This window comes from Gilliamella sp. A7, from assembly GCF_002142015.1.
Classification (GTDB): Bacteria; Pseudomonadota; Gammaproteobacteria; order Enterobacterales; family Orbaceae; genus Gilliamella; species Gilliamella apis_A.
In genome coordinates this window covers 1-15,270 of record NZ_NASN01000057.1, presented here as the reverse complement: position 1 = coordinate 15,270, position 15,270 = coordinate 1, and the positions used below count along the sequence as shown (strand labels likewise).

Genomic DNA, 15,270 nt, shown 5'->3' with positions numbered 1-15,270 from the left:
TAAAAATACGCTAAGTAGTATATAAAATACCGTGCTTAACGTATTTTGCAACCTTTTTTTAAAATTAGCTAAATTTAGATGAATTCTCTGACACACTGATATAATTAATTAACAAAAAATAATTAAAATTTGTTGCCTAAGCATTATCAATGCAAGGATTAGCAGAATTTGCTTTTTTAGACTTTTTTGTATTTTAGGGGGTAGTTACATAGTGATTATATAGATGAGAAGAATGCTAAATATAAATAAAATTTACCGTTTATATTACTTAAAACATCTTTAAGGCGATTTTTAGGATACACGCCATTATCGAACCAAATGTATCCGGGTTTGTATCCGATTTTCCGCTTGATTTGAGGTAATTTCAGTTGAATTCGGTTGAGTAGTGAAACAAGGTGAAAGGCTTATTTGAAAAGGCTTTAGGCATAAAAAAACCTGCTAGAAGCAGGTCTTAAAATTTGGTGATTGGTGCCCGGAATAGGATAGTGCATATTGCGCTCAAATCTGCTCAATGTTAGATACTACCAGTTGATAAACAATAAAAGCCGATTACTTTGTTATTGTTACATATCATAAATGTAACGAAACATTACTTTTCTAATTTTTTATAGATTTTTCTTCAACCATTCATTCAAATACAACTCTTTACAATTAAATGACATAAAATCATGATGTACATTCAATAAGTGTGGCGCTTCTATTTCTACCATGGTGAATTCCGAGGTAATAAAGCTTGGATTTTTTCATTACTATCAAAAAAAACTTCTATTGTTTGATTGAAGGGATTTATCTGTTTATCGTCGATAAAAAACACTGATTAAGCAAAATATCTTCAGCCTTTGAGCTGGTCGCTTATAAAATAAAATCAGTGCGTGATTTAGATATTAAATATGTTGCAATATCAATCAATTTTTTTTGGGGATACTTTAGCTCTAATATTAATAGGCGATTCTTTGGTTTCAGTTCTCATTTTAATTGTTGTTTTTAATTTAGTATGAAAGTACTGTAGTATATAAAATCGCGATACAATTGAAGTGTTATTTAAAAATAAAAGAAATAACTAAACAGCATAAACGCCAGTGAATATAAACCATTAAAACAAGCTGCATAATTTTCTACGTGTGTTAAAAATGGGGTTATTTGTAATAAAATTAGCAATAAATTTAATTTGAGAGAAAAAAATGGCAATTATAGATACAAATTTACTTTTTTTAAAAGAATTAGAATCAGAAGATTTAGATAACTTATATACTATTTTAGTATATGGTAATAAAGATGATAGATATATTAATAATAAAAATTTAATGGAAGGTTTATCGGACAATACAAAAGTAAAATTATATTATCCGGATCATAAAAAATATCACGATTTAATGGCTGCAGAATTATGTGAATTTGGCGGTAATTCAATTTGTAACTGGTTTAGGGGTAGAGGTGTACCATATAGGGAAGTGTTAAGTGATGTAAGTTCTAAATTTGGGGTTAAAGACCAAGATAATTTAACTACCGAGGAATTAGAAAATGCATTAATACTAGAAACGGTAAAAAAAACAATAGATACAATGAGTGAAAGTGAAAGATTTGAAATGGCAAAAAGTTTAAATTTAAATCTAAATACATGCACAGCAGAAGCTCTATATGCAGCATTTATGGTTGTATTTAAATTGGGAGGGTTCAAATCTTATCAACTTACAGTGATAATAGCTAATATTATAGTTAAAGCTATAACTGGCGCTGGTTTATCTCTTGCTGGAAATGCTATGTTGACAAAATTTATGAGTATAATAACAGGACCTATTGGTTGGATAATAACAGGAATTTGGACTGCTGTTGATATTGCTGGGCCTGCATATAGAATAACTATACCAGCTGTGTTTGAAATAATTTTATTAAGAAATAAATATTTAGCTATGGTAAAGGCTGAAAGCAAAGATCAAAATGATTGGATTAACTCAATTCATAATGATTAATTTTAGCATGACGCTATCCTATTTTTTAGTATGTCAATAGCCATTTTCAGTTCTTTAATTTCTTTTCTAACGCCATAATCCGCTATTGCTCAGCCGTTACTCTCTACGGCTGGTTTTATTTGAGGCTAGTTACCTAATCCACTTATCTAGGGTTGATTTGCCTATTCTTAAGTGATTGGTAAGTTCACTTATAGGAATGTGTGCATGAGATAACGCATAATCAACAGATTGTTGTTTGAATTAGACACTAAATTTTTTGACTATGATATGTGTCCCCTATGATTTTTGTTTACATCGTAGAGGCGAATTTTGTCTACTTTTCGGGCGAGGATCGTTTATCTTATCCACGACCAGCAATTTGTGAAATTGATAAATGAAAAGCAAAAAAACAAACGAAATTATAAAACTTATGTTACGGAGTAAATATTTTCAATAGGGTATTAATAGCTAAGTGGAAATAGGAATCATCTTGCAATCCTTTTGCTATAATATAAGCACCTTACGAAGTAGACATAATAAGTGTTACGGCCTCTAACGGAGCGAGAATATTAGAGATAGTACCTTCAGAAATCCCAATTTTTATGATGCTTTCTAAAGTTTGTTTCATTGACTCAAATCCACGATTAACTTCCGCAGCTAAACCTTTATTTTGCATAATCGATCTATCCCGAGCAAGTTGACCAACTAAACACCCTCTATCAATATTACGGGATTTTAATAGAAGATCTGAAAGTTTATCATATGCATTTTTATCAGAACTTAAAACTAACGTATTGAAATTTACTAATTGCTCTACATTATATTTTATTGCTGCTAGTGATAAATCTTCTTTACCTTGAAAATAATGATACAGGCTACCTTGACCAACTTCTGCACGAGTCAAAATATCATTTGGGCTTGTATTGGTTAGACCTTTCTCTAACAAGAGAACAGCCATAGCTTTGATTAGTTTTTCTTTTGAATTTCGTTTTGTATTCATTTTTGCGACAGAACATCATACCAACTAACAACTATCAACAGGTACCGTGAAAAAAATGATCTGATATTACTTAGACTAGACTTAGAACATGAATCTAGGGCATCAGATATTCTTTGAACAGGCTTGATTGTTTGGTTAGAGCCGGTAAAACAAATTAGTTGAACTATATGTTTGAGAGGTATATATCCCAAATATAGCTATTAATTTTAAACACAATTTACTATGTTTAGTTGAGGAAAAAATGAATGAAAAAAGCAATTATCGTTGGTTTGTGCTTGGCATTGGTGTACTTGCACAAGCAACATTCGCAATGGGGTTTGCTGGCATTCCCATAACGGGAATTTTAATGCGAGAATCTTACAATTTTTCATTGCATGAACTTGGTTTTGTTTTAGGTTCAATGGGACTTGGTGTTGCAGCTTCTGAGATAGTTTGGGGAATCATCACGGATAAGTTAGGCGATAAGACAGTTTTTATTTTAGGGCTATGGTCATCAACACTGGTATTTGTCGTTATAGCATTATGGTTTACACCAGGAAATTCAAATAGTGGAATTAAATATTTACATTTAGGAGCTGCTTTGGCAATGGCTGGAGCTTGTGGCGGTAGTATTAACTCGTCATCAGGTCGAACAGTAATGCAATGGTTTGATGATAGTGAGCGAGGCTTTGCTATGAGTGTTCGCCAAACTGCAATTCCAGTAGGTGGGGCAATTGGTACTGGTTTACTTCCTTGGCTAGCATATTCATATGGTTTTGAAGTGACTTTTTTAGCCTTAGCTGTAATAGGTTTAACTGTCGGCTTTGCTGTTTTGTTTTTTATTAACTCTAAACAAAATGAATTCAAACAAGAAAAAACATCTACTCTTACCGTGTCACCACTGAGAAGTGCTGACGTTTGGAAAGTTGTTATCGCCGCAGGCTTTCTAACTGTACCGCAAATGGCAGTATTTACCTTTGGAGGCGTTTATATGAGAGATGTTCTCGATATCAATTTAACTTTGATCTCTATCATTCTCATTGGTGTTCAAATAGGTGGTGGAATTCTCAGAATTTGGTCAGGTTATTATACTGATCGGAAAAAGAATCGTATTTCTTTATTGAAGTATTATGCCGTACTAAGTGGAATTGCTTCTTTTATACTTTGTTTAATGGTGAATAACACTTACTCAGGTGTTGCTTTTCTTGTATTAACGGGTTTATTTGGACATGCATGGCACGGTCTTGCTTATACTGAAGCAGCTGTAAAAGCTGGTGTTGAAAGAGCAGGAACTGCATTGGGTATGGTTGGTGCCACAGTATTTTTTGCATATTTTTTAACACCTATTCTAGTATCTAGTATTGCACATGGCTATGGATGGGGAGCAGTTTGGGCGGTTGTAGCTATTTTAACATTTGCATCTTTATTGTGTTTTGTTTCTTTCTCTAAAAAGAAAGAACCTTTAACGTCTATTGGTGATATCGATGAATCCTAAAATAAATTTTTTAGAAAATTTGGTGATCACATATTGTTGATTTCTTAGATGCGAGGAAGTTCTTATCTATATAGATTTGCATCTTCTTCATGAAATTAATACTCTACCTATATTTGATGGATTAAAAGAAAAGGTATAAAGGTTCATAGACTCTAACATTACTCAGTTGATGTCGGTTGACAAAGAGACTCCCTTGAAAGGTAGCTTGGTAAAGGCTTTAGGCATAAAAAAACCTGCTAGAAGCAGGTCTTAAAATTTGGTGATTGGTGCCCGGACGCGGAATCGAACCACGGACACGGGGATTTTCAATCCCCTGCTCTACCGACTGAGCTATCCGGGCAACAATGGAGCTGTATTAAACACGATTAGAGATTATTCGTCAATCCTTTTTGTAAGATATTTTTAAAAATATATACTGTTTGGTTGAAATTTAGCTAATCGTCACCATTTTATTAACTGATTAAAAATAATGTCGCTCTATATTTAGAGGAATTTTTGTATGCGAGTTATTGGTTTTATTATATTTTTTATTTATGTTTATTGTGAGATTAGTTTTTTTATCGCAATTGCTAATTATGTGGGGGTATTGCTTGCATTAATCGGAATTATTGCTACCTCGATTATTGGTTTTTCATTAATTAAAAAGCAAGGATTAAAAAATTTAAGTCTTATGCAACAAAAGATTGCTAATCAGCAAAGCCCAAAAGAAGAAATTATTAACAGTGTTTCGTTATTATTTGCTGGTTTTTTCTTATTTATTCCAGGTTTTCTAACGGATATCTTAGGGGGAATTTTATTAATTCCATATGTTCAGGAATATATTGTGCGCTTTATTGTTAAAAAACTTCCTACTAAAGTTTATTCATTTTCTTCTAGTCGCAATGTACAAGTAAATAATGATGTGATCGAAGGAGAATTTGAACGGAAGGATGATGAATAATTAATCAATTAGAAAATTTTTTTATTTTATTCTCTTGAAGAATATAAATTAATCCCCATCTATTATGCACTATATGATACATATCATAATTTTATGATTTATTGTTAATAATTACTTAAGTAAAAATTAGTGCTAGGAGATAACTAATGAAAATTCGTCCATTGCATGATCGTGTGATCATTAAACGCAAAGAAGTAGAATCAAAATCAGCTGGCGGTATTGTGTTAACTGGCTCAGCAGCAGGTAAATCAACACGTGGTGAAGTTTTAGCTGTTGGTAATGGTCGCATTTTAGAAAATGGTCAAGTTCAACCATTAGATGTTAAAGTTGGTGATATCGTAATTTTCAATGAAGGATATGGCGTTAAAACAGAAAAAATTGATAACGAAGAAGTGCTTATCTTATCAGAAAGCGATATTTTAGCCATTGTTCAAGAATAACTGGCAGATAATTTAACTTATATACAGAATTTAGGAGAAATACGAAGATGGCAGCTAAAGATGTAAAATTTGGAAATGACGCTCGTGCTAAAATGCTTAAAGGCGTTAATGTATTAGCTGATGCAGTTAAAGTAACTTTAGGTCCAAAAGGACGTAATGTTGTATTAGATAAATCATTTGGTGCGCCAACTATCACTAAAGATGGTGTATCAGTTGCTCGTGAAATCGAATTAGAAGATAAATTCGAAAACATGGGTGCGCAAATGGTTAAAGAAGTCGCTTCAAAAGCAAACGATGCAGCAGGTGATGGTACTACTACTGCAACTGTACTTGCGCAAGCTATCGTTAACGAAGGTTTAAAAGCAGTTGCTGCTGGTATGAATCCAATGGATTTAAAACGTGGTATTGATAAAGCAGTAGTTGCAGCAGTTGAAGAGCTTAAAAAATTATCTTCACCATGTGCTGATTCTAAAGCGATTGCACAAGTTGGTACTATTTCAGCAAACTCTGATGAAACAGTTGGTACTTTAATTGCTCAAGCAATGGAAAAAGTAGGTAAAGAAGGTGTTATCACTGTTGAAGATGGTACTGGTTTACAAGATGAACTTGATGTTGTTGAAGGTATGCAGTTTGACCGTGGTTATTTATCTCCATATTTCATCAACAAACCAGAAACTGCGACTGTTGAATTAGATAGCCCGTATATTTTATTAGCGGATAAAAAAATCTCTAATATCCGTGAATTATTACCAGTATTAGAAGCTGTTGCTAAAGCAGGTAAATCTTTATTAATCATTGCTGAAGATGTTGAAGGCGAAGCATTAGCAACATTAGTTGTCAATACTATGCGTGGTATTGTTAAAGTTGCAGCGGTTAAAGCACCTGGTTTTGGTGACCGTCGTAAAGCAATGTTACAAGATATCGCAATCTTAACTGCTGGTACTGTAATTTCTGAAGAAATTGGTTTAGAGCTTGAAAAAGCAACACTTGAAGATTTAGGTCAAGCTAAACGTGTGGTTATCAATAAAGATAACACAACAATCATCGACGGTGTTGGTGAAGAATCATTAATTAATGCACGTGTTGAACAAATTCGTAAACAAATCGAAGAATCAACTTCTGATTACGATAAAGAAAAACTTCAAGAGCGTGTGGCTAAATTAGCTGGCGGTGTTGCAGTAATTAAAGTTGGTGCAGCAACTGAAGTTGAAATGAAAGAGAAAAAAGCACGTGTTGAAGATGCATTACATGCGACTCGTGCAGCAGTTGAAGAAGGTGTTGTTGCTGGTGGTGGTGTTGCGTTAGTTCGTGCTGCTTCTGCAATTTTAGACCTTAAAGGTGCAAACGAAGATCAAAACGTTGGTATTAAAGTTGCTCTTCGTGCGATGGAAGCGCCATTACGTCAAATCGTTACTAACTGCGGTGAAGAAGCTTCTGTTGTGGTCAATGCGGTTAAAGGCGGTAAAGGTAACTATGGTTACAATGCCTCAACTGAAGAATATGGTGATATGATTGCCATGGGTATTTTAGATCCAACTAAAGTAACACGTAGTGCATTACAATATGCTGCATCAGTAGCAGGTCTTATGATCACAACTGAATGTATGGTTACTGATTTACCTAAAGATGATAAAGCTGACTTAGGTGCTGCTGGTGGTATGGGCGGCATGGGAGGAATGGGCGGAATGATGTAATTCCCCTATTTAGCCAGTCAAAATAAAAAACCACTCCAATATGCGAGTGGTTTTTTTATATTTAAATTTGTTTAATAAAGAATAAAATTATATAGCGAGATGTTGGTACAATGTTATTGAACCGATGACAATAAGAACGATGCCACCGATAAATGATGCTTGTTTACCAATTAAACAACCAATTTTTTTACCTAGCAATAAGCCCAACGTAACCATGATACAAGTTGCAAGTCCAATCATGGTGGCGGCAATATAAATATTAACGCTGGCAAGTGCTAATCCGACACCAACAGCAAATGCATCAATACTTGTTGAAACCGCAGTAAGAACTAATATTAAAAATGATTTTTTCGATGAAGGAAGTGGTTTTGCATCACAGTTGTCATCGTTATCTTCCTTAAAACTATGATAGATCATGTTTAGACCTAACAATAGCATGACGGTAAAAACAATCCAATGATCCCATCTTTCAATATATTGTAGGGCAATATAGCCAATTAACCAGCCTAGTAATGGCGTGATGGCTTCAACAAAACCAAATAAGATCCCCACTTTTAATGCGCCTAAAAACGGCGTTGATTTTAGTGATACGCCACGACAAATCGCTACCGCAAAGGCATCTGTAGACATGGCTAATGCTAGCAGTAAAATAGCCAAAAAACTCATGATATATACTCTTGCTTCCAGTGATGTTAATTTTAATTTTGTATTTATAATTTATTTTTTTGATACTAAAAATAGATAGTTAGCTATCTTGTTGTCGCCTTTATTTTTATAAAGTTCGGCTGTTTTTGCTACATTATTTCGACGACTTGCATCATATGCAAAAAGTTGTTTAAACATTAGATCTGCCGTTTTTTTATCGCCGTTTTGGATAGCACAATAACCATATTGCTCGTAGGTATCTGCTTTCCAGCGGTGCCTATCTAGTTCTAGACTTTTGGCAAATTGTTGTTTCGCTTCTTGGTAACGATCTCTACCACATAAAAAGGAGCCGTAGTGCACATGATATAAACCATTACCTGGTTGCATTAATGTGATTCGTTTATAAATCATCTCCGCCTCATTATATTCACCAACATGTTGATCAAACATTGCCATTGCTAGCATGATTTGAGGATTATTGGGTGAATATTGAGCGGCCAATTTTAGATTATAATGTGCCGCTTTAACGTTATCTTCAGATTCATTGGCTTTGGCTAAATAACCTAAGCCTAATCGCATTCTTGCTAACGCAGCAGTTTCTGGATCAAAATCCTCACGACCATTCATTTGACAGCCTGATAGCATTAGCATGACCAAACTGCTTAATGCTATTAATGCGTTTTTCATGTACAACTCCTCGGTTGTTTTAGGCGGTTTGTTGAACAAGATTTTGCTTTTTATAAAGCGTTCGTTTGGTACGATCTACAACTTCGCCAGCAAGTTGACCACAAGCAGCATCAATATCATCGCCACGAGTCTTACGAACGATAACCGTAAATCCATAACCCATTAATGTTTTCATAAACCGATCAATTCGGGTGTTTGAACAACGCGCATAAGGCGCACCAGGGAAAGGATTCCATGGAATTAAATTGATTTTACTTGGTACATTTTTCAGGAATTTAGCTAGCTCATGGGCATGTTCAACACTATCATTGATCTGGTTGAGTAATACATATTCGATGGTCACTTTACCATGATTAGCATTCGAGGTTGAAAGATAACGTAAAATTGAATCACGTAACATTGCCATATTATATTTTTGGTTAATTGGCATAATCTCGCTACGAATTTCATCATTTGGTGCATGTAATGAAATAGCTAATGCTACATCAATCATGCCAGCTAATTTATCTAAAGCGGGTACGACACCAGAAGTAGAAAGCGTCACGCGTCTTTTGGATAAACCATAACCAAAATCATCTAGCATAATTTCCATTGCTGGTGCGACATTGGATAAGTTAAGTAAAGGTTCACCCATTCCCATCATAACAACGTTAGTGATAGGTCGATCGGCTAATTTACCTGTTACGCCAATGGCATTTGATGCGCGCCAAACTTGGCCAATAATTTCAGATACGGTTAAATTACGGTTAAAACCTTGTTGCGCTGTTGAACAGAATTTACATTCCAAAGCACAGCCCACTTGTGATGAAACACATAAGGTCGCACGATCACGTTCAGGAATATAAACTGATTCAATCATTTGATTATTGCCTACATCTAAAGCCCATTTTATAGTGCCATCGGATGAACGTTGCTCGATGGCAATTTTAGGTGCTTTAATTTCAGCTAATTTTTTTAATTGCTCACGTAATTTTTTGTTAATGTCGGTCATAAGATCGAAATCATCTATCCCAAAATGATAGATCCATTTCATCACTTGATCCGCTCTAAATGGTTTTTCTCCTAACGAAATAAAAAATTCTCTTAACTGTTGTCTGGTAAAGTTAAGTAAGTTTATTTTTTCGTTAGTTGGATTGGTGGTGTTTTGATTAGTTGTATTTGTCACGTCCAAACAATTATCAGACGATTTGTGTGTAGCTGATGTTAACATATGGCCTCGTTTTTACACATTATGGCTATTTCAATTTTTAGGGAAAGGATTATACTGGTTTTCACCCTGTCTGGCTAATATAATATTAATTAGAATCTAAATGATGAAAAAAATAATAACATTGAAAACAGTTACTCATTTTAGCTCAACTTTAACTTTACTCTTATGTTCAACGTTTGCTATGGCACAATCTATTCCATTAAATAAACTTACTGGGCAATTTGATGAAAAAAAAGATAGTAATTATATTGCTCTTGACTCAACAATATTACCCGTAAACAAAAAAGGTATGTATTTACAGAAGGAACCAACTGAGCAGTTGATTAAGGCTTATAATGATTTTAAAAAATCTTATCCTAATATTCCTTTTATTGTAGTGAGTGCTACGCGTAATTACACCTATCAAAATGGTATTTGGCAACGTAAGTGGGATGCATTATTACCTAAGTTGAATAATCCACAAAAAATTGCCGAACAAATTTTAAAATTATCTTCAATGCCTGGTACATCAAGACATCATTGGGGAACAGATATTGATATTACTAGTGTATCGTCTGAATATTTTAAAAATGATAAACAGGGAATTATTTTGTATCAATGGCTTCGTGAAAACTTACCAAAATATGGTTTTTGTCAACCATTCAATGAGGGACGAAAAGGGGGCTATTTGCCAGAAGAGTGGCATTGGTCATATAAACCAATCGCCAAACAATATCTCGCTGAATATAAAGCAATACTTGATAGCAATTCACAGATGATTATGCAAAATCTGAATTTTACTGGTTACGATAAAATTACCTTAGAAAGTCTGGTAAAAGAGTATGTATTAACCGTTAATCCGGATTGTTATTAATTGTTTCGCCAATAAGGTAGTTTGATTGTTACCACTAAACCACCACCATCGCGATTATTAGCTTGAATAGTACCGTTATGCATAATAACGGTCTTTCTGGCGATGGCTAGACCTAGTCCATAGCCTTTACCTAACTGTGCTGACTGAATTCGGACAAAGGGTTCAAAAATACTCGATAATTTGCTGGCATCGACACCCGGCCCACGATCTTTAACTTCAATTTGTAAATATTTTCCTGCTTCTTTTAATGATACTTCAACCGTTTGGCCGGCATTAGAAAAGCGGATAGCATTACGAATAATATTTTCAATCGCGCGTCGTATCTGTTCAGAATTACCTTTGACAATAGAGTGATTAATTGATGATAAGTTAAACTCTACTTCAATAGATTGATGATTAGCTTCATAGTTGGCATCATTAACTACTACTCCAATTAACTCTTTTAAGTCAAAATATTCATCGGTTCGATTATTCATTTCTGCACGTGAATAATTAAGAATCTCACCAATTAATTGATCTAATCGTTGCGACTCTAACTCAATTCTAGCTAAAGCTGTATCAATATTTTGTTTATTTTGTTGGGCAAGACCAATTGCCAGTTGTAAGCGGGCCAGCGGGGTTCTAAGTTCATGAGAAACATCATGAAGTAGCGCTTGACGATCAGATATTAAGATGTTGAGTTGCTCAACCATCATGTCAAAATCTTTACCTAATTCACTCAGTTCATCACGACGAGGTTTTAACTTTTTAAATAACCGAACCGACAGATCACCTTGCGAGACGCGGAAAAATCCTTGTCTTAGTAATTTCATTGGTCTAGTTAAGTTCCATGCTAAAAATAGGCTGAATACTAAACCAACACAGATCCCCATTAACAAAATAGGGGTCGGCATATTAAATAAAGTTTTATTTTTGTTATTGCTGTGATCGGTTTTATCGTCTTTAAATGATACCGAATAGAGGGTGCCATCGGGCGCCACTGCCATCCGTTGATATACATAAGAGCTAGGTTCTAATTCATCTGTGATGATATTAACTTGATCATATTGTGGAGACACCAATTTTATTGACAATAAAACTCGCTCACGTTCGGGTAAATGTGCAATAAAATTGAGTGTTTCATCTTCACCGGCAACATGCAATAATTGAGCAATCATATCCACTTTAGTAGGCATGTGATTTAAGAATCGTTGATTTCTACTTTCTATGTAATAAGAGAAAGCAATCCAAGTTAATTGGAAAGTAAGATAAAAAATTATCCAAAATATAACTAGTATTTTCCAAAATAATCGACGATTCATAGCAAACCTATGGCTTGATTAACGGATACGATAGCCAACCGCTCTTATTGTTTCAATGGTCACATCATTTTGTGCTACTTGATGTAGTTTTTGGCGAATATTGCTGATATGAACATCGACGCTGCGATCATATAATTCTCGAGCACGACCCAGACCTATTTCAGATAATTCTTCTTTAGTTACCACTCGCTCACTATGTTTAACGAGTAAAACTAACAAGTTAAATTCAGTAGAGGTGAGATCTATCGGCTGACCGTTCCAAGTACAAAGTCGTTGTGGTAGATCTAAAGTTAAGCCATTAAAATGATATTTTTTCTCATCAACTAATTCGACTGAACGTTCGTCAAACCGACGTAACACCGCTCTCAATCTTGCCAATAATTCACGTGGGTAACATGGTTTTGGAATGTAATCATCAGCACCTAATTCTAACCCTAATACGCGATCAATATTATCACCTTTGGCAGTTAACATAATAACTGGCATATTACATTGTTGACGAATGCTTTTTAGGACATCAATGCCATTAATATCAGGTAACATCACATCTAAAATTGCTGCACGATATTTACCTGACAGCGCTTCATCAATACCATCCTTACCTAAATAAACACTTTTAATATTAAAACCTTCATTGGTTAAATATTCGCTAAGCATTTGTGATAATTCTACATCATCATCAATTAATAAAATATTTATCATATCTCGCCATTATTATTTAATTTTTGATAGTTACATTATTGCAATAATAAAAAAAAAGTCAGGTGGTTTTACTAAAATATTACATATTTTGAACTATTCCTGATTAATTTATTTACTATGCAGTTAAGTATAGATGTTTCAGATTTAGTCTATTTTTGTCGTGTATGTTTTAAACAAAAAGTGATTGAATAAAAATCTGTTTATAGTGGTTTAACGTATTAATAAAATCAGTATTGAACTGATAAATTATGTTCACTTACTCTTTAATATGTGAGCTTAACATTCAGTTTTCAAGTTAAATAGAATAAAATAATCACTTAATTTCATGGCTAAACGTTTCACTTGCTAACATTACGGTTAGTAATATGGAGATAAAAAAATGGAACAACAAGTAATGTGGCAACAATTAATCAAATTGGTGAAACATGAAGTCTTGCCAGCACTTGGTTGCACTGAACCTATCTCACTTGCTTTAGCTGCTGCTACGGCAACTCAATATATTGATAAAAACAAAATTAGCCACATTGATGCTTATGTCTCGCCCAATTTAATGAAAAATGGCATGGGTGTTACGGTTCCAGGCACTGGTATGGTGGGATTAGCTATTGCAGCGGCCATCGGCGCCATTGGTGGTGATGCTGGGGCAGGCCTTGAAGTCCTTAAAAATATAACTCAGCAACAGATCGAACAAGCTAAAACGATGCTCAATGAGCATAAAATTAATGTGCAAATTGCCGATAATAATACCGCTATTTATTCTGAAGCTAATATTTATACTAATCATGATCATGTCCGCGTCTGTATTGAAAGCTCACATACTAATGTGATTTTGATTGAAAAAAATGGCGAAATAATTTTTAAAGCCGATAACCAAAAGCAAGATGATTCGAAAGACGCGGCTATCATCAAATTGATGTCGGTAAAACAGATATATGAATTTGCCTCGCAGGCTGATTTTGCTGATATCGAATTTATTTTACACTCAGCAGAATTAAATGATGCCTTATCTCAGGAAGGCTTAAGACGAGATTATGGCTTAAGTATTGCGGCGACATTACATGAACAAACTAAAAATGGCTTATTAGCTGATGATCTATTGTCTAAAGTGATTATTCGTACTACTGCTGCATCAGATGCTCGCATGGGTGGTGCAACGTTACCAGCTATGAGTAATTCAGGTTCAGGCAATCAAGGTATTACTGCAACTATGCCAGTCGTTGTTGTTGCCGATTATTTAGAGTCAACGCCAGAACAATTAGCGAGAGCGCTTATTTTATCGCATACCATTGCCATTTATATTCATAGTAAATTTCCGCCATTATCAGCTCTTTGTGCAGCCTCAACAGCAGCCATGGGATCGGCTGCCGGTATGGCGTGGTTACTGGGTAAAGGCCAATATGAGGCAGTTGATATGGCCATATGTAACATGATTGGTGATTTGTCTGGAATAATTTGTGATGGTGCGTCAAATAGCTGTGCAATGAAAGTTTCAACTTCGGTTTCATCCGGATTTAAAGCTGTATTAATGGCGCTAAACCGAATTCGTGTTACAGGTAATGAAGGTATTGTTTGTGATAGCGTTGAAACTTCAATTAATAATTTAGGGGCGATAGTTAGCAATAGTATGAAAGCAACTGACACTCAGATAATTGATATTATGTCGCATAAAGCCTAATTTTTTTGAAAAATGCTAAAAGAATAACCTTTTAACGCTTTTAATATGACCAATTGGTATTATTTTTAAAAAATATGCTGGACAATATTATTTTTTATGCGTAATATTTCGTCCTGCTTCTATGGTGGCTATAGCTCAGTTGGTAGAGCCCTGGATTGTGATTCCAGTTGTCGTGGGTTCGAGTCCCATTAGCCACCCCATTTTATAGTTAGAATGTGAAGCAATTTCTGACGGCGAGTAGCGCAGCTTGGTAGCGCAACTGGTTTGGGACCAGTGGGTCGGAGGTTCGAATCCTCTCTCGCCGACCAATTTAATAAGAAAGCCTACTCATTTGAGTGGGCTTTTTTATTATTACAACGATGCATTTGATTCGAACCGATAAGAGGTTCGAGCCGAGTAGCACGAGACAGCGTTGCTTTAGCAACGACTAGACATTATTATCCTTCTAAATTATCTAAGCTTAACTATGCATATTTACCATGCTCTTTTTAATTAACTCAATAAAGGTTTTATAATCAATTACCTTCTTCCGACTTGATAAAATTACTTTTTAAATTGATTTTTTCTTCAAGTATTCCTTTGTTGCTAGTCAAACCAACAAATTTTTGAGTATATCAAATTGATTTAATTATAAATAATAATAACTGTGATCTATACAATAAATTTGGTGCTTAAAACTGACAACTCAATAAACTAAAAT

At 34.5% G+C, this 15,270-nt stretch carries 13 protein-coding genes and 3 tRNA genes; 9 read left to right on the top strand and 7 right to left on the bottom strand.

The window, feature by feature from the left end:
• Positions 1–1,181 precede the first annotated feature (1,181 nt).
• Positions 1,182–1,970, top strand: coding sequence for a ubiquinol-cytochrome C chaperone family protein (locus B6D18_RS10935; protein ID WP_086364468.1), 789 nt, complete (start codon positions 1,182–1,184; stop codon positions 1,968–1,970).
• 499 nt (positions 1,971–2,469) lie between these two features.
• On the opposite strand, the gene B6D18_RS10930 is transcribed toward B6D18_RS10935, so the two are convergent.
• A complete protein-coding gene (locus B6D18_RS10930) occupies positions 2,470–2,949 on the bottom strand; it encodes a TetR/AcrR family transcriptional regulator (RefSeq protein WP_086364467.1) in 480 nt (159 codons plus the stop codon).
• A 241-nt stretch (positions 2,950–3,190) separates the two neighbouring features.
• Between B6D18_RS10930 and B6D18_RS10925 the strand changes: the two genes are divergently transcribed.
• Positions 3,191–4,423, top strand: coding sequence for an MFS transporter (locus B6D18_RS10925; protein ID WP_086364466.1), 1,233 nt, complete (start codon positions 3,191–3,193; stop codon positions 4,421–4,423).
• 264 nt (positions 4,424–4,687) lie between these two features.
• On the opposite strand, the gene B6D18_RS10920 is transcribed toward B6D18_RS10925, so the two are convergent.
• Positions 4,688–4,763, bottom strand: a tRNA-Phe gene (locus B6D18_RS10920).
• A gap of 159 nt (positions 4,764–4,922) precedes the next feature.
• Here B6D18_RS10920 and B6D18_RS10915 point away from each other — a divergent pair.
• The 3 genes from B6D18_RS10915 (at position 4,923) to groL (ending at position 7,497) form a co-directional block, all read left to right on the top strand.
• Positions 4,923–5,363 carry an FxsA family protein gene (locus B6D18_RS10915; RefSeq protein ID WP_086364465.1) on the top strand — a complete coding sequence of 147 codons (441 nt, stop codon included), beginning with the start codon at positions 4,923–4,925 and terminating at the stop codon, positions 5,361–5,363.
• Between the two features lie 146 nt (positions 5,364–5,509).
• Positions 5,510–5,803, top strand: coding sequence for a co-chaperone GroES (locus B6D18_RS10910; protein WP_034901049.1), 294 nt, complete (start codon positions 5,510–5,512; stop codon positions 5,801–5,803).
• Positions 5,804–5,850: 47 nt separating this feature from the next.
• Complete coding sequence (gene groL, locus B6D18_RS10905; protein WP_065613631.1) at positions 5,851–7,497, top strand: chaperonin GroEL; 1,647 nt, start codon at positions 5,851–5,853, stop codon at positions 7,495–7,497.
• Between the two features lie 87 nt (positions 7,498–7,584).
• Here the strand turns inward: groL and B6D18_RS10900 are convergent, their stop codons facing one another.
• From B6D18_RS10900 to B6D18_RS10890, 3 genes are read right to left on the bottom strand one after another with little or no spacing between them, the layout of a single operon-like run.
• Positions 7,585–8,163 carry a manganese efflux pump MntP family protein gene (locus B6D18_RS10900; RefSeq protein WP_086364464.1) on the bottom strand — a complete coding sequence of 193 codons (579 nt, stop codon included), beginning with the start codon at positions 8,161–8,163 and terminating at the stop codon, positions 7,585–7,587.
• Positions 8,164–8,214: 51 nt separating this feature from the next.
• Positions 8,215–8,829, bottom strand: coding sequence for a hypothetical protein (locus B6D18_RS10895; protein WP_086364463.1), 615 nt, complete (start codon positions 8,827–8,829; stop codon positions 8,215–8,217).
• A gap of 19 nt (positions 8,830–8,848) precedes the next feature.
• Positions 8,849–10,039 carry a bifunctional tRNA (adenosine(37)-C2)-methyltransferase TrmG/ribosomal RNA large subunit methyltransferase RlmN gene (locus B6D18_RS10890; RefSeq protein ID WP_065579081.1) on the bottom strand — a complete coding sequence of 397 codons (1,191 nt, stop codon included), beginning with the start codon at positions 10,037–10,039 and terminating at the stop codon, positions 8,849–8,851.
• A 103-nt stretch (positions 10,040–10,142) separates the two neighbouring features.
• Between B6D18_RS10890 and B6D18_RS10885 the strand changes: the two genes are divergently transcribed.
• The gene (locus tag B6D18_RS10885; RefSeq protein WP_158092582.1) at positions 10,143–10,892 is read left to right on the top strand and encodes a M15 family metallopeptidase; all 750 of its coding nucleotides are present in this window, start codon (positions 10,143–10,145) and stop codon (positions 10,890–10,892) included.
• On the opposite strand, the gene B6D18_RS10880 is transcribed toward B6D18_RS10885, so the two are convergent.
• Both B6D18_RS10880 and B6D18_RS10875 read right to left on the bottom strand, forming a co-directional pair.
• Positions 10,889–12,193: an ATP-binding protein gene (locus B6D18_RS10880; protein ID WP_086364461.1), complete on the bottom strand. Its 1,305-nt coding sequence runs from the start codon at positions 12,191–12,193 to the stop codon at positions 10,889–10,891. The genes B6D18_RS10885 and B6D18_RS10880 overlap by 4 nt on opposite strands.
• Before the next feature lie 18 nt (positions 12,194–12,211).
• Entirely contained in the window at positions 12,212–12,892 is a 681-nt protein-coding gene (locus B6D18_RS10875; RefSeq protein ID WP_034901087.1) for a response regulator transcription factor, read from the bottom strand.
• Positions 12,893–13,274: 382 nt separating this feature from the next.
• Between B6D18_RS10875 and B6D18_RS10870 the strand changes: the two genes are divergently transcribed.
• The 3 genes from B6D18_RS10870 to B6D18_RS10860 all read left to right on the top strand — a co-directional run bounded on the left by B6D18_RS10870 (position 13,275) and on the right by B6D18_RS10860 (position 14,878).
• Positions 13,275–14,570 carry a serine dehydratase subunit alpha family protein gene (locus B6D18_RS10870; RefSeq protein ID WP_086364460.1) on the top strand — a complete coding sequence of 432 codons (1,296 nt, stop codon included), beginning with the start codon at positions 13,275–13,277 and terminating at the stop codon, positions 14,568–14,570.
• A gap of 124 nt (positions 14,571–14,694) precedes the next feature.
• Positions 14,695–14,770 (top strand) — tRNA-His (locus tag B6D18_RS10865).
• Positions 14,771–14,801: 31 nt separating this feature from the next.
• Positions 14,802–14,878, top strand: a tRNA-Pro gene (locus B6D18_RS10860).
• Positions 14,879–15,270 lie beyond the last annotated feature (392 nt).